This is a genomic window from Streptomyces sp. Y1 (assembly GCF_041053115.1).
In the GTDB taxonomy this organism is placed as follows: domain Bacteria; phylum Actinomycetota; class Actinomycetes; order Streptomycetales; family Streptomycetaceae; genus Kitasatospora; species Kitasatospora rubellomurina.
This window is the reverse complement of the sequence record NZ_CP163445.1, coordinates 3,304,308-3,327,699: the sequence shown is the minus strand read 5'-3', so window position 1 is coordinate 3,327,699 and position 23,392 is coordinate 3,304,308. Positions and strand designations below refer to the sequence as shown.

19 protein-coding genes are annotated in these 23,392 nt (G+C 72.2%); 16 read left to right on the top strand and 3 right to left on the bottom strand.

Features of this window, described 5'->3' with window-relative positions; genetic code table 11:
* The first annotated feature begins 10 nt into the window (after positions 1-10).
* From nuoE to AB2U05_RS13865, 14 genes are all read left to right on the top strand, one after another.
* Positions 11-820, top strand: coding sequence for an NADH-quinone oxidoreductase subunit NuoE (nuoE, locus tag AB2U05_RS13930; protein WP_369185950.1), 810 nt, complete (start codon positions 11-13; stop codon positions 818-820).
* Positions 820-2,181, top strand: a complete 1,362-nt coding sequence (gene nuoF / locus AB2U05_RS13925; RefSeq protein ID WP_045703627.1) for an NADH-quinone oxidoreductase subunit NuoF — start codon at positions 820-822, stop codon at positions 2,179-2,181. Before nuoE ends, nuoF begins: the two co-directional genes overlap by 1 nt.
* Positions 2,178-4,709 carry an NADH-quinone oxidoreductase subunit G gene (locus AB2U05_RS13920; RefSeq protein ID WP_369183369.1) on the top strand — a complete coding sequence of 844 codons (2,532 nt, stop codon included), beginning with the start codon at positions 2,178-2,180 and terminating at the stop codon, positions 4,707-4,709. Before nuoF ends, AB2U05_RS13920 begins: the two co-directional genes overlap by 4 nt.
* Positions 4,706-6,034, top strand: a complete 1,329-nt coding sequence (gene nuoH, locus AB2U05_RS13915; RefSeq protein WP_369183368.1) for an NADH-quinone oxidoreductase subunit NuoH — start codon at positions 4,706-4,708, stop codon at positions 6,032-6,034. Before AB2U05_RS13920 ends, nuoH begins: the two co-directional genes overlap by 4 nt.
* A 6-nt stretch (positions 6,035-6,040) precedes the next feature.
* Positions 6,041-6,643 (top strand): NADH-quinone oxidoreductase subunit NuoI, encoded by a 603-nt coding sequence (gene nuoI / locus AB2U05_RS13910; RefSeq protein WP_045703621.1) that lies wholly within the window; start codon positions 6,041-6,043, stop codon positions 6,641-6,643.
* A complete protein-coding gene (locus AB2U05_RS13905; RefSeq protein ID WP_369185949.1) occupies positions 6,643-7,524 on the top strand; it encodes an NADH-quinone oxidoreductase subunit J in 882 nt (293 codons plus the stop codon). The genes nuoI and AB2U05_RS13905 overlap by 1 nt, the downstream gene beginning before the upstream one ends.
* On the top strand, positions 7,521-7,820 hold the full coding sequence (gene nuoK / locus AB2U05_RS13900) for an NADH-quinone oxidoreductase subunit NuoK (protein WP_045703619.1): 300 nt from the start codon (positions 7,521-7,523) through the stop codon (positions 7,818-7,820). The genes AB2U05_RS13905 and nuoK overlap by 4 nt, the downstream gene beginning before the upstream one ends.
* 14 nt (positions 7,821-7,834) lie before the next feature.
* Complete coding sequence (gene nuoL, locus AB2U05_RS13895) at positions 7,835-9,730, top strand: NADH-quinone oxidoreductase subunit L (protein WP_045709421.1); 1,896 nt, start codon at positions 7,835-7,837, stop codon at positions 9,728-9,730.
* 31 nt (positions 9,731-9,761) lie between these two features.
* The gene (locus AB2U05_RS13890; protein ID WP_369183367.1) at positions 9,762-11,393 is read left to right on the top strand and encodes an NADH-quinone oxidoreductase subunit M; all 1,632 of its coding nucleotides are present in this window, start codon (positions 9,762-9,764) and stop codon (positions 11,391-11,393) included.
* On the top strand, positions 11,390-13,024 hold the full coding sequence (gene nuoN, locus AB2U05_RS13885) for an NADH-quinone oxidoreductase subunit NuoN (RefSeq protein WP_045709420.1): 1,635 nt from the start codon (positions 11,390-11,392) through the stop codon (positions 13,022-13,024). Before AB2U05_RS13890 ends, nuoN begins: the two co-directional genes overlap by 4 nt.
* Positions 13,025-13,348: 324 nt before the next feature.
* The gene (locus AB2U05_RS13880) at positions 13,349-14,362 is read left to right on the top strand and encodes a polyprenyl synthetase family protein (RefSeq protein WP_045703639.1); all 1,014 of its coding nucleotides are present in this window, start codon (positions 13,349-13,351) and stop codon (positions 14,360-14,362) included.
* Between the two features lie 97 nt (positions 14,363-14,459).
* On the top strand, positions 14,460-15,122 hold the full coding sequence (locus tag AB2U05_RS13875; RefSeq protein ID WP_045703613.1) for a response regulator transcription factor: 663 nt from the start codon (positions 14,460-14,462) through the stop codon (positions 15,120-15,122).
* Positions 15,123-15,314: 192 nt separating this feature from the next.
* Positions 15,315-17,312: a 2-oxoacid:acceptor oxidoreductase subunit alpha gene (locus AB2U05_RS13870; RefSeq protein WP_369183366.1), complete on the top strand. Its 1,998-nt coding sequence runs from the start codon at positions 15,315-15,317 to the stop codon at positions 17,310-17,312.
* Positions 17,309-18,379: a thiamine pyrophosphate-dependent enzyme gene (locus tag AB2U05_RS13865; protein WP_045709418.1), complete on the top strand. Its 1,071-nt coding sequence runs from the start codon at positions 17,309-17,311 to the stop codon at positions 18,377-18,379. The genes AB2U05_RS13870 and AB2U05_RS13865 overlap by 4 nt, the downstream gene beginning before the upstream one ends.
* A 67-nt stretch (positions 18,380-18,446) precedes the next feature.
* On the opposite strand, the gene AB2U05_RS13860 is transcribed toward AB2U05_RS13865, so the two are convergent.
* On the bottom strand, positions 18,447-20,123 hold the full coding sequence (locus AB2U05_RS13860) for an LCP family protein (RefSeq protein ID WP_369183365.1): 1,677 nt from the start codon (positions 20,121-20,123) through the stop codon (positions 18,447-18,449).
* Positions 20,116-20,580, bottom strand: a complete 465-nt coding sequence (locus tag AB2U05_RS13855; protein ID WP_157882259.1) for a DUF6542 domain-containing protein — start codon at positions 20,578-20,580, stop codon at positions 20,116-20,118. The genes AB2U05_RS13860 and AB2U05_RS13855 overlap by 8 nt, the downstream gene beginning before the upstream one ends.
* A gap of 364 nt (positions 20,581-20,944) precedes the next feature.
* On the opposite strand from AB2U05_RS13855, the gene AB2U05_RS13850 reads away from it, so the two are divergent.
* Entirely contained in the window at positions 20,945-21,544 is a 600-nt protein-coding gene (locus AB2U05_RS13850; protein WP_279616856.1) for a TetR/AcrR family transcriptional regulator, read from the top strand.
* 91 nt (positions 21,545-21,635) lie between these two features.
* Here AB2U05_RS13850 and AB2U05_RS13845 read toward each other — a convergent pair whose 3' ends face one another.
* A complete protein-coding gene (locus AB2U05_RS13845) occupies positions 21,636-22,349 on the bottom strand; it encodes a hypothetical protein (protein WP_369183364.1) in 714 nt (237 codons plus the stop codon).
* 222 nt (positions 22,350-22,571) lie between these two features.
* Here AB2U05_RS13845 and AB2U05_RS13840 point away from each other — a divergent pair, with 222 nt between their 5' ends.
* Positions 22,572-23,339 carry a nucleotidyltransferase domain-containing protein gene (locus AB2U05_RS13840; RefSeq protein ID WP_369183363.1) on the top strand — a complete coding sequence of 256 codons (768 nt, stop codon included), beginning with the start codon at positions 22,572-22,574 and terminating at the stop codon, positions 23,337-23,339.
* The last annotated feature ends 53 nt before the right edge of the window (positions 23,340-23,392 follow it).

Sequence of the window (23,392 nt, the reverse complement as noted above, 5' to 3'; positions counted from 1 at the left end):
GGAACTCGGCCTGCCGGCGCTGCCGGCCCCGCCGTACCCCGAGGAGGTGCGCGCCCGGCTGGCCGCCGATGCCGCCGAGCTGATCGGCCGCTACCCGCAGGCCCGTTCGGCGCTGCTGCCGCTGCTGCACCTGGTGCAGGCCGAGGAGGGCTTCGTCAGCGCGACCGGGATCCGGTTCTGCGCCGAGCAGTTGGACCTCACGACGGCCGAGGTGACCGCCGTCGCGACCTTCTACACCATGTACCGGCGGCGCCCGGCCGGGAAGTACCACGTCGGGGTGTGCACCAACACGCTGTGCGCGGTGCTCGGCGGCGACCGGATCTTCGAGGAGCTCCAGGAGCACCTGGGCATCCGCAACAACGAGACCACCGAGGACGGCACGGTCTCGATCGAGCACATCGAGTGCAACGCGGCCTGCGACTACGCCCCCGTGGTGATGGTCAACTGGGAGTTCTTCGACGACCAGACCCCGCAGAGCGCCCGGAAGCTGGTGGACGACCTGCGGGCCGGCCGCGAGGTGCGGCCGACCCGGGGCGCGCGGCTGTGCGGCTTCAAGGAGACGGCCCGCATCCTGGCCGGCTTCCCGGACGAGCGCCCGGGCGCCAACGACGAGTCCGGCGCCGGCGGCGCCCCCTCGCTGGCCGGTCTGCGGCTGGCCCGCGGCGAGGCCCTGCCCGGTACCCCCGGCACCAGGGTCGTCTCCCCGCGCCACGAGGAGCCCCGCCACGAGGAGCCCCGCCACGAGGAGCCCCGCCACGAGGAGCTCCGCGTCGAAGAGCCCCGCCACGAGGAGCCCGGCCAGGAAGGGACCGAAGCGTGATGACCTCCGCCGAGCCGGCCGAGAAGCTGCTCACCCCCGTCCTGTCCGCCTCCTGGGACGACGCCCGCCCCTGGACGCTCGCCACCTACCGCCGCCACCAGGGCTACCAGGGCCTGAAGGCGGCCCTGGCCATGCCCCCGGACGACGTGATCGCCCTGGTCAAGGACGCCGGCCTGCGCGGCCGCGGCGGCGCCGGCTTCCCCACCGGGATGAAGTGGCAGTTCATCCCGCAGAACGACGGCAAGCCGCACTACCTGGTGGTGAACGCGGACGAGTCCGAGCCGGGCACCTGCAAGGACATCCCGCTGCTGTTCGCCAACCCGCACGCGCTGATCGAGGGCATGATCATCGCCTCCTACGCGATCCGCTGCGACCACGCCTTCGTCTACCTGCGCGGCGAGGTCGTCCCGGTGCTGCGCCGCCTGCACGCGGCCGTCGCCGAGGCGTACGCGGCGGGGCTGCTCGGCCGGGACATCCTCGGTTCGGGCATCGACCTCGACATCACCGTGCACGCCGGCGCCGGCGCGTACATCTGCGGCGAGGAGACGGCGCTGCTGGACTCGCTGGAGGGCCGCCGCGGCCAGCCGAGGCTGCGGCCCCCGTTCCCGGCGATCGCCGGCCTGTACGCCTGCCCGACGGTGGTGAACAACGTCGAGTCGATCGCCTCGGTGCCGCCGATCCTGGCCCGCGGCAAGGAGTGGTTCAAGGGCCTGGGCACCGAGAAGTCGCCGGGCTTCACGTTGTACTCGCTCTCCGGCCACGTCACCAACCCGGGCCAGTACGAGGCCCCGCTGGGCATCACCCTGCGCCAGCTGCTGGACCTCAGCGGCGGCGTCCGGGCCGGGCACCGGCTGAAGTTCTGGACCCCGGGCGGCTCCTCGACGCCGATGTTCACCGAGGAGCACCTGGACGTCCCGCTGGACTACGAGGGTGTCGGCGCGGCCGGCTCGATGCTCGGCACCAAGGCGCTGCAGGTGTTCGACGAGACCACCTGCGTGGTGCGCGCGGTGACCCGCTGGACGGAGTTCTACGCCCACGAGTCCTGCGGCAAGTGCACGCCCTGCCGGGAGGGCACCTACTGGCTGGTCCAGCTGCTGGAGCGGATCGAGGCGGGCGAGGGCGTCGAGGGGGACCTGGAGAAGCTCCTCGACATCGCCGACAACATCAACGGCAAGTCGTTCTGCGCGCTGGGCGACGGCGCGGCGAGCCCGATCGTCTCCTCGCTCCAGCACTTCCGGGCCGAGTACGAGCAGCACCTGGCCGAGCGCCGCTGCCCGTTCGATCCGGCCGCCTCCACCGTCTGGGCCGACGGCCCCCGCCCCGGCCACCCGTCCGCCACCGAGAGGGAGGTGCACGCGTGACGATCACGCAGCCGACGGCCGCCGCGAACGCGGTCGAACTGGTCACGCTCACCATCGACGGCGTCGAAGTGCAGGTCCCGAAGGGGACGTTGGTGATCCGGGCCGCCGAGGCGATCGGCACCCAGATCCCGCGCTTCTGCGACCACCCGCTGCTCGACCCGGCCGGCGCCTGCCGGCAGTGCATCGTCGAGATCGAGGGCCAGCGCAAGCCGGTCGCCTCGTGCACGATCCCGGTCGCCGAGGGCATGGTGGTGCGCACCCAGCTGAGTTCGCCGGTGGCGGAGAAGGCGCAGCGCGGCGTGATGGAGCTGCTGCTGATCAACCACCCCCTGGACTGCCCGGTCTGCGACAAGGGCGGCGAGTGCCCGCTGCAGAACCAGGCGATGTCCAGCGGCGCCGCGGACTCCCGCTTCGAGGGGATGAAGCGCACGTACGCGAAGCCGCTGCCGATCAGCAGCCAGGTGCTGCTGGACCGGGAGCGTTGTGTGCTGTGCGCGCGCTGCACCCGTTTCTCGCAGCAGATCGCGGGGGACCCGTTCATCGACCTGGTGGAGCGCGGGGCGTTGCAGCAGGTGGGGACGGGGGAGGGGGACGACTTCGAGTCGTACTTCTCGGGGAACACGATCCAGATCTGCCCGGTGGGCGCGCTGACTTCGGCGGCGTACCGGTTCCGTTCCCGTCCGTTCGACCTGGTGTCCTCGCCGAGCGTGTGCGAGCACTGTTCCGCGGGCTGCGCGCAGCGCACGGACCACCGGCGGGGCAAGGTGTTGCGCCGGCTGGCGGGTGAGGATCCGGCGGTGAACGAGGAGTGGAACTGCGACAAGGGCCGGTTCGCGTTCCGGTACGCGCAGCAGCGGGACCGGTTGACGGCGCCGCTGGTGCGGGACGGGCGCGGCGAGTTGGTGCCGGTGTCGTGGCCGGAGGCGTTGGCGCGGGCCGCGGAGGGGTTGCGCGGGGCGCGTGCCGGTGTGTTGGCGGGCGGCCGGGTGACGGTGGAGGACGCGTACGCGTACGGGAAGTTCGCGCGGGTGGTGCTGGGGACCAATGACGTGGACTTCCGGGCGCGTGCGCACAGTGGCGAGGAGGCGGACTTCCTGGCGGCGGCGGTGGCCGGGCGCGGGGTGGACGTGGACGGCTCGGGGGTGTCGTACGAGCGGCTGGAGCAGGCGCCGGCGGTGCTGTTGGCGGGTCTGGAGCCGGAGGAGGAGTCGCCGATCGTCTTCCTGCGGCTGCGCAAGGCGGCTCGCGGTGGCGGGTTGAAGGTGTACTCGGTGGCGGCGTTGGCGTCGCGGGGGTTGGCGAAGCTGCGGGGTGCGCTGTTGCCGGCGGCGCCGGGGACGGAGCCGGAGTGGTTCGCGGCGTTGGCGGCGGACGAGCCGTTGAACGATGACGCGGGCCGGGCGGCGGAGTTGTTGCGTGCGCCGGGTGCGGTGATCCTGGCGGGTGAGCGGTTGGCGGCGGTGCCGGGTGCGTTGACGGCGCTGTTGCGGTTGGCGCACGCGACGGGTGCGGCGTTGGCGTGGGTGCCGCGTCGGGCGGGTGAGCGCGGGGCGGTGGAGGCGGGCGCGTTGCCGTCGTTGCTGCCGGGTGGCCGTCCGGTGGCGGTGGAGGCGGCGCGGGCCGAGGCGGCGGCGGCCTGGGGGGTGGCGGAGTTGCCGTCGCGGCCGGGCCGGGACGTGGGTCAGATGCTGACGGCGGCGGCGCGGGGTGATCTGGACGCGCTGCTGGTGGGCGGGGTGGATCCGGGTGATCTGCCGGATCCGGCGCTGGCGGCGGAGGCGTTGGCGGCGGTGCCGTTCGTGGTGTCGCTGGAGTTGCGTCCGTCGGGGGTGACGGAGCGGGCGGACGTGGTGCTGCCGGTGGCGGCGGTGGCGGAGAAGGCCGGGACGTTCCTGGACTGGGAGGGCCGGGTGCGGATGTTCGAGGCCGCGTTGAAGCCGGACCAGTTGATGGGGCGCCATTTGCAGTCGGATCTGCGGGTGTTGGACATGCTGGCGGATGCGCTGGGGCACCGGCTGGGTCTGTCGGACGTGCGGGCGGCGCGGCTGGAGCTGGACCGTTTCGCCCCGTGGGTGGGGGATCGGGCGGCGGATCCGGCGGCGCATCCGGGTGTGTTGCCGCGGCCGGCGGCCGGGCAGGCGGTGCTGGCGGGTTGGCGGCTGCTGCTGGACGGGGGGTCGCTGCAGGAGGGTGATCCGCATCTGGCGGGGACGCGGCACCGGGCGGTGGCGCGGTTGTCGGCGGTGACGGCGGCGGAGGTCGGGGCGGTGCCGGGTGGTCTGCTGCGGTTGACGGGGCCGGCGGGTTCGCTGACGTTGCCGTGGGAGGTGGCGGAGGTGCTGCCGGAGCGGACGGTGTGGGTTCCGCTGAATTCGACGCCGGGTGGCGCGTACCGCGCGCTCGGGACGTCGGTCGGCCATCTGGTGACGATCGCCGCGGCGGTCGCCGAGCCGGCCGCCGAGCCGGTGGCCGAGCCGTCCGCGGTGGAGGGCGAGGCGGGCGCCGACGTCGAGGGGGAGGTCCGATGACTCCGCAGCCGTACGAGATGCTCCACTTCTTCGGCCACGACCCGTGGTGGATGGTGCTGCTGAAGGCGGTGTTCTGCTTCGCGTTCCTGCTGGTGACGGTGCTGGTCACGATCATCGAGGAGCGCAAGGTGCTGGCCTGGATGCAGTTGCGCATCGGGCCGAACCGGAACGGGCCGTGGGGCCTGCTGCAGTCGCTGGCGGACGGTGTGAAGCTGGCGTTGAAGGAAGACCTGGTGGTCAAGGGCTCGGACAAGGTGGTCTACGTCCTGGCTCCGATCGTGGCCGCGATTCCGGCGTTCATGGCGTTCGCGGTGATCCCGTTCGGCCCGGCGGGCGGCGAGGTGTCGATCTTCGGGACGCGGACGCCGCTGCAGCTGACGGACTTCCCGGTGGCGCTGCTGTACGTCCTGGCGACGGCCTCGGTGGGCATCTACGGGATCGTGCTGGCGGGCTGGTCGTCGGGTTCGACGTACCCGCTGCTGGGCGGGTTGCGTTCGACGGCGCAGATGATCAGCTACGAGATCGCGATGGGCCTGTCGTTCGCGGCGGTGTTCATCCACTCGGGGTCGATGTCGACGTCGGAGATCGTGGCGCACCAGCAGTCGACGTGGTTCGCGGCGCTGCTGCCGGTGTCGTTCATCGTGTACATCATCGCGATGGTGGGGGAGACGAACCGGGCGCCGTTCGACCTGCCGGAGGCCGAGGGCGAGTTGGTGGGCGGTTTCAACACCGAGTACTCGTCGCTGAAGTTCGCGATGTTCATGCTGGCCGAGTACGTGAACATGGTGACGGTGTCGGCGGTGGCGTCGACGCTGTTCCTGGGCGGCTGGCGGGCGCCGTGGCCGGTCTCCACGTTCTGGGAGGGCGCGAACCACGGCTGGTGGCCGATGCTCTGGCTCACGCTGAAGATCCATCTGCTGCTGATCTTCTTCATCTGGCTGCGGGCGACGCTGCCCCGGTTCCGCTACGACCAGTTCATGAAGTTGGGCTGGAAGGTGCTGATCCCGGTCTCGCTGGTGTGGCTGGTGCTGATCGCGAGCGTGCGGGCGCTGCGCAACGAGGGGTACGGCTTCGGCGAGGTGGTGCTGTACGTGGGTGCCCCGGTCGGGGTGGTGCTGCTGCTGGCGCTGTTGCGGGACTTCCTGCGCAAGCAGCCGGAGCCCGAAGTGCCGGAGACCGATGGGGAGTTCGATCCGATGGCCGGGGGCTACCCGGTGCCGCCGATGCCGGGCCAGGTGCTGCCGCCGGTGCCGCGCAGGCCGAGCCGGGCTCCGAAGCAACTGCAGGACGCGCTCAACGGCGCGGACCATCCCGAAGGGAGCTGATCCGAGATGTCGTCCGACCAGACGGAGCGGGCCGACCGGCCCGACCGGCCGTCGCTGCTCGGCCCGGCCGCCGGCTTCGGCGTGACCTTCCAGGCCATGTTCAAGAAGCGGCTGACCGAGCAGTACCCGGAGCAGAAGAAGCCGACCGCTCCGCGTTTCCACGGCCGTCACCAGCTGAACCGGCATCCGGACGGCCTGGAGAAGTGCGTGGGCTGCGAGTTGTGCGCCTGGGCGTGCCCGGCGGACGCGATCTACGTGGAGGGCGCGGACAACCGGGACGAGGAGCGGTACTCGCCGGGTGAGCGCTACGGCGCGGTGTACCAGATCAACTACGCCCGCTGCATCCTGTGCGGGCTGTGCATCGAGGCCTGTCCGACGCGGGCGCTGACGATGACGAACGAGTACGAGCTCGCGGATTCGTCGCGCCGGGATCTGATCTTCACCAAGGAGCAGCTGCTGGTGGGTCTGTCCGAGGGCATGGTGGACACCCCGCACGCGATCTTCCCGGGCGCCGACGAGGGCGCGTACTACCGCGGTGAGATCACCGCGGCGGCGCCGGGGACGGTCCAGCAGGAGCGCACCGACCGGGAGAAGGAGGTGCGGCAGTGATCGCGGGTCTCGCGGAAGCCACCGGGACGACCTCGACGGGTGAGGCCGTCCAGTTCTGGGTGCTGGCGGTGGTCGCGGTGGGCGGCGCGCTGGGCATGCTGCTGATGCGCAAGGCGGTGCACAGCGCGCTGTGCCTGGCGGCGACGATGCTGGCGCTGGCGGTCTGCTACATGGCGCAGGGCGCGGTGTTCCTGGGCGTGGTGCAGATCGTGGTGTACACCGGCGCGATCATGATGCTGTTCCTGTTCGTGGTGATGCTGGTCGGGGTGACCAGCGAGGACTCGTTGAAGGAGCAGTTGAAGGGCCAGCGGTTCGCGGCGGCGCTGTGCGGGCTGGGTTTCGGCGTGCTGCTGGTGGCGGGGATCGCGAACGCGAAGCTGGACCACTTCACCGGGTTGTCGGAGGCGAACGCCGAGGGCAACGTGCCGGGGCTGGCGCGGCTGATCTTCACCCGTTACGTGTGGGCGTTCGAGGTGACGGGCGCGCTGCTGATCACGGCGGCGATCGGTGCGATGGTGCTGACGCACCGGGAGCACGTGAAGGCGCCGAAGACGCAGCGGGAGCTGGCGGCGCAGCGGGTGCGGGACAACCTGCAGGTGCCGCCGCTGCCGGCGCCGGGGGTGTACGCGCGGCACAACGCGGTGGACGTGCCGGCGCTGCTGCCGGACGGGTCGCCGGCGGAGTTGTCGGTGAACGCGACGCTGCGCGAGCGCGGCCAGGTCCGGGACGTGAGCGAGGACATGCGGCGCCGGATGGCCGAGTTGGAGAACGCGACGGCGGACTGGTTGGGCCGGGCGTCGTCGGAGCGGCCGGTGGTGGCGGCTCCGCGCAGGTCGCTGGAGCCGGCCGGGAACCACGAGCCGGAGGAGGGCGAGCAGTGAATCCGGTCAACTACCTGTACTTGGCGGCCTTGTTGTTCACCATCGGCGCGGCCGGGGTGCTGGTGCGGCGCAACGCGATCGTGCTGTTCATGTGCGTGGAGCTGATGCTGAACGCGTCGAACCTGGCGCTGGTGACGTTCTCGCGGCTGCACGGGACGCTGGACGGGCAGGTCATCGCGTTCTTCACGATGGTGGTGGCGGCGGCGGAGGTCGTGGTCGGTCTCGCCATCATCGTGTCCATCTTCCGGACGAGGCACTCCGCTTCGGTCGACGACAGCAATCTGATGAAGCTGTAGGCGGAGGGCCTTCGGTGAACTCTCTCATTCCGCTGCTGGTGGCGGCTCCACTGGCCGGTGCCGCCCTGCTGCTGCTCGGCGGGCGGGCGCTGGACCGGTTCGGTCACTGGCTGGCCACGGCGCTCGCGGCGCTCTCGTTCGGTTTCGGCCTGGCGTTGTTCTCGGACATGCTGGGCCGGGAGGCCGAGCACCGGGCGGTGACGAAGCACCTGTTCAGCTGGGTGCCGGTGAACGGTTTCCAGGCCGATGTGGCGTTCCGGCTGGACCAGTTGTCGATGACCTTCGTGCTGCTGATCACCGGGGTGGGCACGCTGATCCACCTGTACTCGGTGGGCTACATGGCGCACGACGAGCGCCGGCGCCGGTTCTTCGCGTACCTGAACCTGTTCCTGGCGGCCATGCTGCTGCTGGTGATCGCGGACAACTACCTGCTGTTGTACGTGGGTTGGGAGGGCGTGGGGCTGGCCTCGTACCTCCTGATCGGTTTCTGGCAGCACAAGCCGAGTGCGGCGACGGCGGCGAAGAAGGCGTTCGTCGTCAACCGGGTCGGCGACATGGGCCTGTCGATCGCGATCATGCTGATGTTCGCCGAGTTCGGCTCCTTCGCGTTCACCCCGGTGTTCGACGGGGCGCACGAGGCGAGCGAGGGGAAGCTGACGGCGATCGGCCTGATGCTGCTGCTGGCGGCGTGCGGCAAGTCGGCTCAGGTGCCGCTGCAGTCGTGGCTGGGGGACGCGATGGAGGGTCCGACGCCGGTGTCGGCGCTGATCCACGCGGCGACCATGGTGACGGCCGGCGTGTACCTGATCACCCGTTCCTCGGCGATCTTCGACCTGGCGCCGGACGCCCGGACGGCCGTCGTGGTGGTCGGCGCGGTCACGCTGCTGTTCGGTGCGGTCGTCGGGTGCGCGAAGGACGACATCAAGAAGGCGCTGGCCGGCTCGACGATGTCGCAGATCGGCTACATGGTGCTGGCGGCGGGCCTCGGCCCGATCGGCTACGCCTTCGCGATCATGCACCTGGTGACGCACGGCTTCTTCAAGGCCGGGCTGTTCCTGGGCGCCGGGTCGGTCATGCACGGCATGAACGACGAGGTGAACATGCGTCACTACGGGGGCCTGTGGCGGCACATGAAGGTCACCTTCGTCACGTTCGGCCTCGGCTACCTGGCGATCATCGGCTTCCCGGGCCTGTCGGGGTTCTTCTCCAAGGACAGGATCATCGAGGCGGCGTTCGCGAAGGGCGGCACGGAGGGCTGGATCCTGGGCCTGTGCGCGCTGGTCGGCGCGGCCGTCACCGCGTTCTACATGACCCGGGTGATGGTGCTGACCTTCTTCGGCGAGAAGCGCTGGCAGCCCGACGAGAGCGGTGAGCTGCCGCACCCGCACGAGTCGCCGCGGACGATGACGATCCCGATGGTCCTGCTGTCGTTCGGCTCGGTCTTCGCGGGCGGGCTGTTCGCCTTCCACGACTCCTTCCTGAGGTGGCTGGAGCCGGTGACCGGGCACAGCGAGGGCGATTCGCCGCTGAGTTCGTGGACGGTCACCGGGCTGACCACGGCCTGCATGCTGGCCGGTGTCGGCCTGGCCTACCTGATGTACTGGCGTTCGCCGGTGCCGGTGGTTCCGCCGGTCGGCTCCCCGCTGACCCGGGCGGCCCGGCGCGACCTGCTGCAGGACGACATCAACCACGCCGTGCTGGTGCGGCCGGGATCGGCGCTCACCGCGACCCTGGTCTGGTTCGACAGCCGGGGCCTGGACGGCTTCGTGAACGGCCTGGCCGCCACCATCGGCGGCCTGTCCGGGCGGCTGCGGCGGATCCAGAACGGCTTCGTCCGCTCGTACGCGCTCTCCATGTTCGGCGGCACGCTGGTGCTGGTCGCCTCGACTCTCCTGATGAGGTCCGTCTGATGGAATCCACAACTCGCGGGGGAGGCAAGCCGTGAGCGCGCTGCTGACCGCGACCTGCGTCGTCCCGGCGGCCGGCGCGGTGCTGACCGCGGCCCTGCCGGCCGGCTCGACCGAGGCCCGGCGCCGCACCACCAAGGCCGTCGCGCTGGGCGTCTCGGCGGTGGCCCTGGTGCTGGCCGCCGTGGTGGCCGCGCGGTTCGACCCGCACGGTGCCCGGTACCAGCTGACCGAGTCGTACAGCTGGATCCGTTCCTTCGGCATCACCTTCTCGCTCGGCGTGGACGGCATCGGCGCGGTGCTCGCGCTGCTGACGGCCGTGCTGGTGCCCGTGGTGATCCTGGCGTCCTGGCACGACGCCGACCCGGTGGCGCCCGGCCCGGACGGCGCCGAGGCGGGCACGATCGAGGGCAAGCGCCGCACCCAGGGCTTCTTCGCCCTGATCCTGGCCGTCGAGGCGATGGTGATCGTCTCCTTCTACGCCACCGACGTCTTCCTCTTCTACGTGTTCTTCGAAGCCATGCTGATCCCGATGTACTTCCTCATCGGCGGTTTCGGGGACCGGGCGGGCGGCCCCGAGTCGGCGCGCCAGCGCAGCTACGCGGCCGTGAAGTTCCTGCTGTACAACCTGCTCGGCGGCCTGGTGATGCTGGCCGCCGTGATCGGCCTGTACGTGCTGGCGCAGGACCAGGGCGTCGCCACCTTCGACCTGCGGACCCTGACCGACGCGGTCGCGGACGGCCGGCTGCAGTTGAGCGGCACCGCCGACAAGGCGCTGTTCCTCGGCTTCTTCTTCGCCTTCGCGGTGAAGGCCCCGCTGTGGCCGCTGCACACCTGGCTGCCGAACGCGATGGGCGAGGCGACGGCGGGGACGGCGGTGCTGATCACCGCCGTGGTGGACAAGGTCGGCACCTTCGCGATGCTGCGCTTCTGCCTCGGCCTGTTCCCGGACGCGTCGCGGACCTTCGCCCCGGCGATCCTGGTGCTGTCGCTGGTCGGCATCGTCTACGGCGCGCTGCTGGCGATCGGCCAGAAGGACATCAAGCGGCTGGTCGCCTACGCCTCGATCTCGCACTTCGGCTTCATCATCATGGGGATCTTCGCGCTGACCAGCCAGGGCCAGAGCGGCGCCACCCTCTACATGGTGAACCACGGCATCTCCACCGCGGCGTGGATGCTGGTGGCCGGCTTCCTGATCTCGCGCCGCGGTTCGCGGCTGATCGCCGACTACGGCGGCGTGCAGAAGGTCGCGCCGGTGCTCGCCGGGACGTTCCTGATCGGGGGCCTGGCCACCCTGTCGCTGCCGGGGCTGGCGCCGTTCGTCAGCGAGTTCCTGGTGCTGGTGGGCACGTTCACCCGCTACCCGGCGGTCGGGATCGTCGCGACCTTCGGGATCGTGCTGGCCGCGCTGTACGCGCTGCTGCTGTACCAGCGCACCATGACCGGCCCGGTGAAGGAGGGCGTGCGCGCCATGCCCGACCTGAAGGCGCGCGAACTCGCCGTGGTGGCGCCGCTGGTGGCGCTGACGGTGCTGCTCGGCGTCTACCCCAGGCCGCTCACCGACCTGGTGAACCCCTCGGTGGACGCCACGCTCTCGCAGGTCCACCGGACCGACCCGGCGCCGGTCCACCCGGTCGCCGCCAGCTCAGGAGGTGAGCGGAAGTGAGCGCCATCGCAGTGCTCGCCGCCCTCGGCGGGAACACGCCCAGCATCCCGGCGCCGCACATCGAGTACGGCCGGCTCTCGCCGATGCTGGTGGTGTTCGGGGCGGCCGTGGCCGGGATCCTGGTGGAGGCCTTCGTGCCCCGCCGCCACCGGTACTGGACGCAGGTGCCGCTCGCGCTGGCGGGCCTGGCCGGCGCGTTCGTCGCCGTGGTGGTGCTGGCCGCGCAGGGCCGGGCCCCGCACCTGGAGCTGCTGGCCATGGAGTCCGTGGCGATGGACGGCCCGGCGCTGTTCCTGCAGGGCGTGATCCTGCTGGTCGCCGTGGTCGCGGTGCTCACCTACGCCGAGCGCCGGCTGGAGCCGAAGGCCGGCGGCCTGCCCGCGGACGCGTTCGCCGCGCAGGGCGCCGCCACTCCCGGCGGCGAGCAGGAGCGGGCCGCGGTCCGGGCCGGGTTCACCACGACCGAGGTGTTCCCGCTGACCATGTTCGCGGTCGGCGGCATGCTGCTGTTCCCCGCCGCGAACGACCTGCTGACCATGTTCGTGGCCCTGGAGGTCTTCTCCCTGCCGCTGTACCTGCTGTGTGCGCTGGCCCGGCGCCGCCGGCTGCTGTCCCAGGAGGCGGCGGTCAAGTACTTCCTGCTCGGCTCCTTCGCCTCGGCGTTCTTCCTGTTCGGCACGGCCCTGCTGTACGGCTACGCGGGCAGCGTGAAGCTCGGCGACATCGCGGACGTCGTCTCCGGCAAGGCGATGTCCACCCCGGCGCAGCTGAGCAGCACCCAGAGCGACGTGCTGCTGCTGACGGGCCTGGGGCTGCTGGCGGTCGGGCTGCTGTTCAAGGTCGCCGCGGTGCCGTTCCACGCCTGGACGCCGGACGTCTACCAGGGCGCGCCGACGCCGGTGACCGGTTTCATGGCGGCGGCCACCAAGGTCGCCGCGTTCGGGGCGCTGCTGCGGCTGTTCTACGTGGCGTTCCCCGGCCTGAAGCTGGACTGGCGGCCGGTGATGTGGGGTGTCGCGATCCTGACCATGGTGGTGGGCGCGGTGCTGGCGGTGACCCAGCAGGACGTGAAGCGGCTGCTCGCCTACTCGTCGATCGCGCACGCCGGGTTCATCCTGACCGGTGTGATCGCGCTCGACCGGCAGGGCGTGTCCTCGGTGCTGTTCTACCTGGCCGCGTACTCGTTCGTGACGCTGGGCGCGTTCGCCGTGGTGACGCTGGTGCGCGACTCGAAGGGCGAGGCGACGCACCTGTCGAGCTGGGCCGGGCTGGGCCGGCGGTCGCCGCTGGTGGCGGGCGTGTTCGCGCTGTTCCTGCTGGCGTTCGCCGGGATCCCGCTGACGTCCGGGTTCACCGGGAAGTTCGCGGTGTTCCAGGCGGCGGCGGCCGGCGGGGCGACGCCGCTGGTGGTGGTGGGTGTGCTGAGTTCGGCGGTGGCCGCGTTCTTCTACATCCGGGTGATCGTGCTGATGTTCTTCTCGGACCCGCAGCCGGGCGGCCCGACGGTGGCGATCCCGAGCGCGTTCACGGCCACGGCGATCGGGGTGGGGGTGCTCGTCACGCTGGGTCTGGGCCTGCTGCCGCAGTACTTCCTGGACCTCGCGTCGAAGGCCTCGCTGTTCGCGTACTGACCGGTTCCGGTCGCCGCGGCGGAGGCCGGCCCGGGATTCCCGGACCGGCCTCCGGCGTTTCGTGCGCGTCCTTGCGCACGTTGTTCCACGCGTCGTTGTGCGCGTCGTTGTCGCGTCCTCGCGCGCGTCTTTATGCGCGGCCGATTCCACCCCGCCGCCGACCGGCCCGCGCAGCCCGTCTGACCAGGCCTTCCGGCCGGATCGTGACAGGACCAGCACGCCCGTGCAGTGATCCACTCACGACCGGATACCCTGCCTGTATGGCCAGCGGCGGCACTCAAGGACCAGGCCGCTAGATCGACCAGGGACAGAGGAGTGGTCTTCGTGACCGTCGTGGGACCCTTCGGGCTCAGCGTGCAGGACCGCGACCTGACCCGGGACGTCCAGGCCGGACTGGACGCGGTGGAGGCGGCGCTCGCCGAGACCGTCAAGAGCGACGTCCCGTTCATCACCGTCACCGCGAGCCACCTGATCGAGGCCGGCGGCAAGCGCTTCCGTCCGCTCCTGCTGCTGCTCGCCGCCCAGTTCGGCGACCCGGGGGCGCCCGGCGTGGTGCCGGCCGCCGTCGTCGTCGAGCTCACCCACCTGGCCACCCTGTACCACGACGACGTGATGGACGAGGCGCCGGTGCGCCGGGGCGCGCCCAGCGCCAACTCCCGCTGGGACAACTCGGTCGCCATCCTGACCGGCGACTTCCTGTTCTCCCGCGCCTCCCAGGTGCTCGCCGACCTCGGCCCGGAGGCGGTGCGGATGCAGGCGGAGGCGTTCGAGCGGCTGGTCACCGGCCAGATCATGGAGACCCGCGGCCCGGGCCCGGACGTCGACCCGCTGCTGCACTACCTGGACGTGCTGGCCGGCAAGACCGGTTCGCTGATCGCCGTCGCCTGCCGGATAGGAGCGCAGTCGGCCGGCGCCGAGCCGTGGGTGGTGGACACCCTCGGCGACTTCGGCGAGCGGATCGGCATCGCCTTCCAGCTGGCCGACGACGTGCTGGACATCGCCAGCGACGGCCACGAGTCCGGCAAGACCCCCGGCACCGACCTGCGCGAGGGCGTGGCCACGCTGCCGACGCTGCTGCTGCAGCAGATGCCGGCCGACCCGGCCGACCCGGAGGACACCCGGCTGCGCGAGCTGCTCGCCGGGGACCTGTCCGCCGACGACGCCCTGCACGCCGAGGCGCTGCGCCTGCTGCGCCGCCACCCCGCGCTGGAGCGGGCCCGCCGGGAGACGCTGCGCCAGGCCGAGGAGGCCCGGGCGATCCTCGCCACGCTGCCGGACTGCCCGGCGAAGGCGGCCCTGGAAGGCCTGTGCGACTCGGTGGCGATCCGCACCATGTGAGCGGCCGCCGGGCGGGCCCTGAGGGCTCGTGGACCGCGGGGTGCCCGGCATGGGGGAGACTGGCCTCCGTCCGCACCACTTCCGGGGGAAGGTCGCCATGCGTCGTGTCGTCATCGCCGAGGACTCCGTACTGCTGCGGGAGGGCCTGACCAGGCTGCTCACCGACCGCGGCCTGGAGGTGGTCGCGGGCGTCGGGGACGGCGATGCGCTGGTACGGACGGTGGACGGGCTGGCGGCGGCCGGCGCGCTGCCGGACGTGGTCGTCTCGGACGTGCGGATGCCGCCCGGCCACACCGACGAGGGGCTGCGCGCCTGCGTCGAACTGCGCGCCCGCTACCCGCGACTGGGCGTGCTCGTGCTGTCGCAGTTCGTGGAGGAGCGCTACGCCTCCGAGCTGTTGGCGGGCTCCACCCGGGGCGTCGGCTACCTGCTGAAGGACCGGGTCGCCGAGGTGCGCGAGTTCGCGGACGCGGTGCTGCGGGTCGCCGACGGCGGCACCGCGCTGGACCCGGAGGTGGTGCAGCAGCTGCTGAGCCGCAGCCGCAGGGGCGACGTGCTGGCCGGGCTCACCCCGCGCGAGCGCGAGGTGCTGGGGCTGATGGCCGAGGGCCGCACCAACGCGGCGGTCGCCCGGCAACTGGTGGTCTCGGACGGCGCGGTGGAGAAGCACGTCAGCAACATCTTCCTGAAGCTGGGCCTGGCGCAGAGCCCGGAGGACCACCGCCGGGTGCTCGCGGTGCTGACCTACCTCAACTCGTAGCCGGCCGGAATGGTCGCCGCCGCCGGGGCGTTGTGCAGGGTGTGCGGCACGGACGGCGCCCGGCGGTTTCCCGCCGCATGCGGGAGTTCCGGCCCCCGCCGACCTCGCGCGCATAGGATGCGAGAGGTGCACCAGGCGGACGGGGCACGGGGCCGCGCCCGCGGTGGTGCGCCCACGAGGAGGTCCGCGGCAGTGACCAGTCAGGTCGATCAGTCGGAAGCAGTGGACGGCTCGGACGACGGCGAGGAGCGGGCCGGCGGCGGCGCGCGGCACTCCGGTCCGGGCGCGCCCGCCGTCCCTCCCGGCCCGGGCGGCACGCCGCCGCGGCGGGCCAAGCCCATGCGCAGACTCGACCGGGTGATCATCCGATTCGCCGGCGACTCCGGTGACGGCATGCAGCTCACCGGTGACCGCTTCACCTCGGAGACGGCGTCCTTCGGCAACGACCTCTCCACGCTCCCGAACTTCCCCGCCGAGATCCGCGCCCCCGCCGGCACCCTGCCCGGCGTCTCGTCCTTCCAGCTGCACTTCGCCGACCACGACATCCTCACCCCCGGGGACGCCCCGAACGTGCTGGTGGCGATGAACCCGGCGGCGCTGAAGGCGAACCTGCCGGACCTGCCGCGCGGCGCGGAGATCATCGTCAACACCGACGAGTTCACCAAGCGGGCGCTGGCGAAGGTGGGTTACCCGGCGGACCCGCTCGGCGACGGCTCGCTGGACGGCTACCACCTGCACAAGGTGCCGCTGACCACGCTGACCCTGGAGGCGCTCAAGGAGAGCGGGCTGGCCCGCAAGGACGCCGAGCGGGCGAAGAACATGTTCGCGCTCGGCCTGCTGTCCTGGATGTACCACCGGCCGACCCACGGCACCGAGCAGTTCCTGCGCGCCAAGTTCGCCAAGAAGCCGCCGATCGCCGAGGCCAACATCGCGGCGTTCCGGGCGGGTTGGAACTTCGGCGAGACCACCGAGTCGTTCGCGGTGTCCTACGAGGTGCCGCCGGCGAAGCTCCCGGCCGGCCGCTACCGCAACATCTCCGGCAACCTGGCGCTGTCCTACGGGCTGATCGCCGCCGCCGAGCGCTCGGGCCTGCCGCTGTACCTCGGCTCGTACCCGATCACCCCGGCCTCGGACATCCTGCACGAGCTGTCCAAGCACAAGAACTTCGGGGTGCGCACCTTCCAGGCCGAGGACGAGATCGCCGGCATCGGCGCGGCGCTGGGCGCGGCCTTCGGCGGGGCGCTGGGGGTGACCACCACCTCCGGGCCCGGGGTGGCGCTCAAGTCGGAGACGATCGGCCTGGCCGTCTCGCTCGAACTGCCGCTGCTGGTGGTGGACATCCAGCGCGGCGGCCCGTCCACCGGCCTGCCGACCAAGACCGAGCAGGCGGACCTGCTGCAGGCGATGTTCGGCCGCAACGGCGAGGCGCCGGTGCCGATCGTCGCCCCCGCGACGCCCGCGGAGTGCTTCGACGCGGCGCTGGAGGCGGCCCGGATCGCCGTCACCTACCGGACCCCGGTGTTCCTGCTCTCGGACGGCTACCTGGCGAACGGCTCGGAGCCGTGGCGCATCCCGGAGGTCGGCGAACTGCCGCTGATCGACCCGGACTTCGCGACCGGGCCGAACCGGGAGGACGGCGCCTTCTGGCCGTACCTGCGGGATCCGCACACGCTGGCCCGGCCGTGGGCGGTGCCCGGCACGGCGGGCCTGGAGCACCGGATCGGCGGCATCGAGAAGCAGGACGGCACCGGGAACATCTCCTACGACCCGGCCAACCACGACTTCATGGTCCGCACCCGGCAGGCCAAGGTCGACGGCATCACCGTCAAGCCGGTCGAGGTCGACGACCCGAGCGGCGACGCCCGGGTACTGGTCCTCGGCTGGGGCTCCACCTACGGGCCGATCACCGCCGCGGTGCGCCGGGTGCGCGCGGACGGCGGCGAGGTCGCCCAGGCGCACCTGCGCAACCTCAACCCGTTCCCGGCCAACCTCGGGACGGTGCTGCGCAGTTACGAGAAGGTCATCGTGCCGGAGATGAACCTGGGCCAGCTGGCCCTGCTGCTGCGCGCCAAGTACCTGGTGGACGCCGAGTCCTACAACCAGGTGCGCGGACTGCCGTTCAAGGCGGCGCAGTTGGCGGACGTGCTGTGGGCGGCGATCGGAACCCTGGACGAGGAGGACCACCGATGAGCGAGCCCGTTGTGGACGAGGGCGGCTTCCCGTCGCTGCGGCTGGTGCCCAGGGCCGAAGAGCCGCAGGGCGCAAGGGACTTCAAGACCGACCAGGAGGTGCGCTGGTGCCCGGGCTGCGGGGACTACGCGATCCTGGCGGCGGTGCAGTCCTTCATGCCGGAGCTGGGGATCAGGCGCGAGAACACGGTGTTCGTGTCCGGCATCGGCTGCTCGTCCCGTTTCCCGTACTACATGAACACCTACGGCGTGCACTCGATCCACGGCCGGGCGCCGGCGATCGCGACCGGGCTGGCGACCTCCCGGCGGGACCTGAGCGTGTGGGTGGTGACCGGGGACGGCGACGCGCTGTCGATCGGCGGCAACCACCTGATCCACGCGCTGCGGCGCAATGTGAACCTGAAGATCCTGTTGTTCAACAACCGTATCTACGGCCTCACCAAGGGCCAGTACTCGCCGACCAGTGAACTCGGCAAGATCACCAAGTCGACGCCGATGGGCTCGCTGGACGCGCCGTTCAACCCGCTGTCGCTGGCGATCGGCGCCGAGGCCTCCTTCGTCGCCCGCACCATCGACTCGGACCGCCAGCACCTGCAGTCGGTGCTGCGGGCGGCCGCGCGGCACGAGGGCACGGCGCTGGTGGAGATCTACCAGAACTGCAACATCTTCAACGACGGCGCCTTCGAGGTGCTGAAGGAGCCGGGCACCCGGGACGAGGCGCTGATCCGGCTGGAGCACGGGCAGCCGATCCGCTTCGGCGCGGACGGCGCGGGCGGCGTGTTCCGGGGCGCGGACGGCGAGCTGTTCGTGGCCCCGGTCACCGCGGAGAACGAGGCGCGGGTGCTGGTGCACGACGCGCACGCGGCCGGCCCCGCCACGGCCTTCGCGCTGTCCCGGATCGCCGACGCGGACACCCTGCACCACACCCCGATCGGGGTGCTGCGGGACGTCCGGCGGCCGGTCTACGACGAGCTGATGACGAGCCAGCTGGCGACCGCCGCCGCGCACCGCGGCCCGGGCGACCTGGCCGCGCTGCTCACCGGCGGCGACACCTGGACGGTGGACTGACCGGCCCCGCCCGTACGCGTCGGCGCCCCCGCCCGGTGCGGGCGGGGGCGCCGACGCGCGGGCGGGATCAGTAGACGCAGGGGATCCCGCCGTCGGACTGGGCGTCGACACCGGGGCCCTGGACGGGCACGTTGGCGGCCGGGTCGCCGCCGGGCGCCGCCGGGGTGCTGGGCTTGTCGGCCTTGTCGGCGACGCCGGTGAAGGAGCTGCCGAGGGTGACGACCACCCGGTCGGCGCCCGCCGAGGCGGACTCGGTGGCGCTCACGCCGTAGCGGGCGGCGATCTGGTCGGCGGCGTCCTTGGCTCCCTTGCCGTAGGTCACCGTGGTGGCCTTCTGCTTGGTGCGGGCCGGTCCGGTGGTGCCCACCTTGAAGCCCATGCCCTCCAGGGCCTTGCCCTCGGCGGTGGAGGAGACGCCGGCCGCCGAGGAGCCGTTGTAGACGTCCACGGTCGCGGTGGCCGCGGCCTTGGTGGGGGTGGCGGTGGGCTGCTGGGCGGGGGCGCTCGGGGTGTCGGTCGCGCCGTCGGCCGGGGCGGGCGCGGCGGCGTCGGCGTAGCCGAAGATCTGCTTGACGACCTTCTGGATCTTGGCCGGGGTGACGAGGTTGACGTCCTGGCCGTTCTTCTTGCCGAAGCCGTCGAAGGTGAGGGTGTTGAACTCGACGTTGCCGCCGGTCAGGGCCGGGGCCTGCTCGGCGAAGTCGAGGATGTTCCACTCGTTGTCGATGACCAGGTCCTTCTGCACGGCGCTGAACAGGCCCTTGAGCTTGCCCAGGTCGCTGATGATGCCGTCCTCCTTGAGCTTGTGCACGACGGAGGAGATGAAGGCCTGCTGGCGGTGGGTGCGGGCGAAGTCGCCGGTGTTGCCGTCCGGGCCGTCCAGGTTGTGGCGCTGGCGGACGAAGGACAGCGCCTGGGAGGCGTTGAGCTCGTTGATGCCCTTGTGGAAGTCGGCGCCGGAGCCCTGGCCCTCGATGGCCGGGTCCTTGGTGTCGTGGGTGAGGCAGACCTTGATCGGCTGGACGGCCTTGGCGATGTCGTAGAAGCCCATGAGGTTGACCTCGGCGACGTGGTCGATGGGCTGGTCGAGGAAGGTCTGGACGGTCCGGATGGTGGCGGCCCGCCCGGCGTCGCGGCCGGCCTTCTCCAGGTCGGCGCCCTTCAGCCCCTTGGCCTGGAGGCCGGGGTTGGCCTGGTCCTTGGCGTTGCCGTACGCCTCCTTGATCTTGGCCATGCCCATCTTGGTGCCGTCGCCCTTGTACGTCATGACGTAGTCGTCGCGCGGGATGGAGACGGCCTGCACCTTGCCGCCGCCCGCGGGTATGTGCAGCAGGATGAGGCTGTTGGTGTTGTAGCCGCCGACGTCGGAGCTGTGCCCGGCGTGCAGCTCGTCCTGGATGAACTGCGGGTCGATGTCCGAGCCGTCCATGTTCTTGCGGCTGTCCAGGCCGATCAGCAGCAGGTTGACCGAATTGTCGAGGTGCTTGGGGGCGTCCTTCTTGGTCTCGGCGATGGCGTTGGAGGTCGTCATCCCGCCGGTGAGCTCGTTGAACCCGTACCAGGCGACGCCGCTGGCCACGAACACCGCGAGGCCGGCCGTGCAGGCGACCGTGCGGGCGGCGATCAGCGCCGGGCTGGGGCGGGAGGGCCCGGCGGGGCGGCCGCGGCGGGCGGAGCGGCCGCCCTCCGGCCGGCCCGCGTCCCGGCCGCCGTCCGGCCGGCCGTTGTCGCTCTGCTCAGTCATGCTGCCTCCTCCGGCCCCGGATCACCCGGACCACGATCACCAGCAGGGCCGCGGCCGCGGCCTTCGCCATCACGGGGAACCCGTACACCACCCACTTCGTGGAGCCGGTGGCCAGGGCGGTGCCGTGGTACTTCTCGCTGTTGGCCAGCAGTTCGGCGCCGGCCGTCACGGCCAGCACCACCACCGGCGAGGCCGCCAGCACCCACCACCAGCCGCTGCGGGTGCACAGCGCGGCCGCGAGCCCGGTGCCGAGCACCGCGCAGACCGCGAACACCCAGCCCATGCCGGGGCCGGAGAGCTCGTCGACGGCCGCGCCGATCAGCGGCAGTCCGACCGCCACGACGGCGGGCAGCGCCGGGCCGCCGGACAGCGGGCGGGTCGGGGTGGCCGCCGCGGGTCTGCCCGCCGCCCGTCGCCGTGCTCCCTGCTCGGACGCCCGTCCTCGCTGCCCTGCCACGTACTCACCCCCGGAATTTTCCGCGTCCCGCGCGCCGATCGCGGCGCCGGCGCCGACGCCGGGTGCCGTGCTTCAACGACGGTTGCGGCGCTGCCAGTTCTGGACGCTCAGGTCGGTCTGCCGGTTCCCGGCGGCGGTTTCCCGTCGCGGATCGGGGGCAGGCCCGTTTCGGTTTTCCTCTACACGGGTGTAGAGGATGTAGAGATCGTAGGCAGCATAGAGCACGCCTGTTCGCCGGCAAGCCCGCTCCGAAAGGGGCGGCGCCGGCCATAACGGGCGATTTCGAACGGTCGGCGAGCGGGCCGGCCGAGGAGGAGGGGCCGTGACGGGGACGGGCGGAGCAGGGCGGCCGGAGAAGCGCAGGGTGATCACGCGGGCCGCGACGGCGGTGTTCGGACGCGAGGGGTACCTGCGGGCCAGCATGGACGCGATCGCCGCCGAGGCCGGGGTGTCCAAGCGCACGGTCTACAACCACTTCCCCGACAAGGAGACCCTCTTCCTCACGGTCGCCCTGCGCAGCTCGGCCGGGCTGGCCGAGCAGGTCCGGCGGCTGATGGCCGAGCACCTGGATCGGGCCGAGGACCCGCGCCGGGCCCTGGTCGGCTTCGCCGTCGCGCGGGCGCGCGTCGTCCTCGCCGCGGGCGAGCACGGCGCGGTCGGCCGGGCGATCCGCGCCGAGGTGGCGAACGTCCCGGCGGACGTGCTGGAGGCCTGGCGGGAGGCGGGCCCGGTCGCCACCCGGCGCGACCTCGCGGACCGGCTGGCGGCGCTCGCCGGGCGCGGGCTGCTGGCGGTGGACGACCCGGAGCGGGCCGCCGAGCGGTTCACCCTGCTCACGCTGCACGGCGTGGCCGAGCGCTCGTTCTGGGGCGTGCTGCCGGTGGCCGAGGAGGAGGCCGGGCGGATCGCGGCGGACGGCGTGGACGCCTTCCTGCGCATCCACGGGGTGCCGGCCGCCGCCTGAGCGGCGGGGACGCCGGAGGGCGGGGACTGCGGCGTGGTGCCGGTCCCCGCCCTCCGGCGGTGCTGCGCCGATGCGACTACTTCCGGTCGCTCTACTTCCAGTTGAGGCCCTTGCCCAGGGTGTACGGGTCGCCCCAGAACTCGGCGCCCGCGACCTTGGAGGCCTCCGGCGACATGGCCACCACGCAGGAGGTGACCGACTGGCCGTTGGTGAAGCCGCTCGGGAAGGAGTTGTTCGGGCACTTGTCGAACTTGCCGATGATCGACAGCTCCTGCGCCTCGGAGCCGTCCGCCAGCAGGCCCTTCATCTGGGTCAGGCTGGCGAAGGACATGTCGGTGCTGCCGACGTTGGTGACCTTGTAGTTGACGTAGTACGGCACCAGGCCCTTGGCGCGGTCGCCCAGGTTGAACTTGGCCAGGTCGGCCGGGTCGCCCTTGGTGATGCCGGTCACGGTGAGCGAGACCTTGCCCTCGGTGTGCCCGTACTTGTACGGGAACTGGATCGCCTCGCCGATCTTCACCGTGGTGCCGGCCGCCGGGGCCGCGCCGGCCGCGCCGCCGCCGGCGGGAGCCGGGGCGGTCGTCCCGCCGATGCCGCCCGGCGCGGGCGTCGTGCCGGCCGGAGCGGCCGGGGTGGTGGCCGCCGCCGAGGTCGGGGCGCCGGCCGGGGTGGTGGCCGCCGGCGGCTGGGTGGCGACGGTGTCGCCGTTGGACGCGTCGTCGTTGCAGGCGCTCAGGGAGAGCGCGCTGACGGCGGCCAGGGCGGCCACGGCCAGGGTGCGGCGGGTACTGCTGATGGGCTTCAAGATGACGTCCCCCGTTCAGGGGCCGCAGGATCGCGGCCCTTCCGAGGGAACTTTCTAGCGCAAACGGAGCGTTGTCCGCCACGGAGGGCGGGCCGAATCGACGTCGTCGTGACAAGTCTCTCGCCGCTCTGTCGCCGCTCCGTGACAAGGGATGCCGAGTCGTGATCCGCGAGGCCACGGCCGCCGGGGCGGCTCCGGCGAGTACGTGCGAGGCTGTCCGCCGTGACCGAGCAGACGACCGGACAGACCGATGGACAGGCCCCCGAACTGATGATCGCCCAGGCCGGGCGGGTGGCCGCCGAGCGCTTCCCCGACGCGCTCGCCGTCCTGCTGGCCGGCTCCGCCGCCGCCGGCCGCGCCACCGCCACCAGCGACCTCGACCTCGCCGTCCTGGTCCCGGACGGCGGAGCCACCTACCGGGAGACGGTGCGGTACGAGGGCCGGCTGGTCGAGCTGTTCGTGCACACCGGGGCCGGGCTCGCCGAGCTGCGCGCCGCCGACGCCACCTCCCGTCGGGCCGTCATCCAGAGCATGTACGCCACCGGCCTGCTGCTTTCCGACCCGCACGGCCACGGCGCCCGAGCCCGCGAGCAGGCGCTGGCCGACCTGCGCCAGGGCCCGCCCGCACTGGCCGCCGACACGGTGGAGACCATGCGGTACGGGCTCACCGACCTGCTGGACGACCTGGCGGACGCCCGCGACCCGTACGAGCGGCTGGCCGTCGCCGGCCACGTCCTCACCGCCGCCGCCGACCTGCTGTGCGACCACCGGCGGGCCTGGCTGGGCGGCGGCAAGTGGCTGCCGCGCCGGCTGCGGGAGGCGGACGGCGAGCTCGGCCCGGAGCTGCTGGCGGGTCACCGCCTGCTCTGCGAGACGGGCGCGGCGGGGCCGCTGTCCGCCGCCGCCCGCCGGGTGCTCGACCTGACGGGCGGCCCGCTGGCGGAGGGCTACCGGCGGGACTGGGGCGGGGCGATCGTCCGGACGGTCTAGCCGCCCGGAGCGGCCGGAGCAGGAAGTCGGCCCGGCCGACTTCCTGCTCCGGC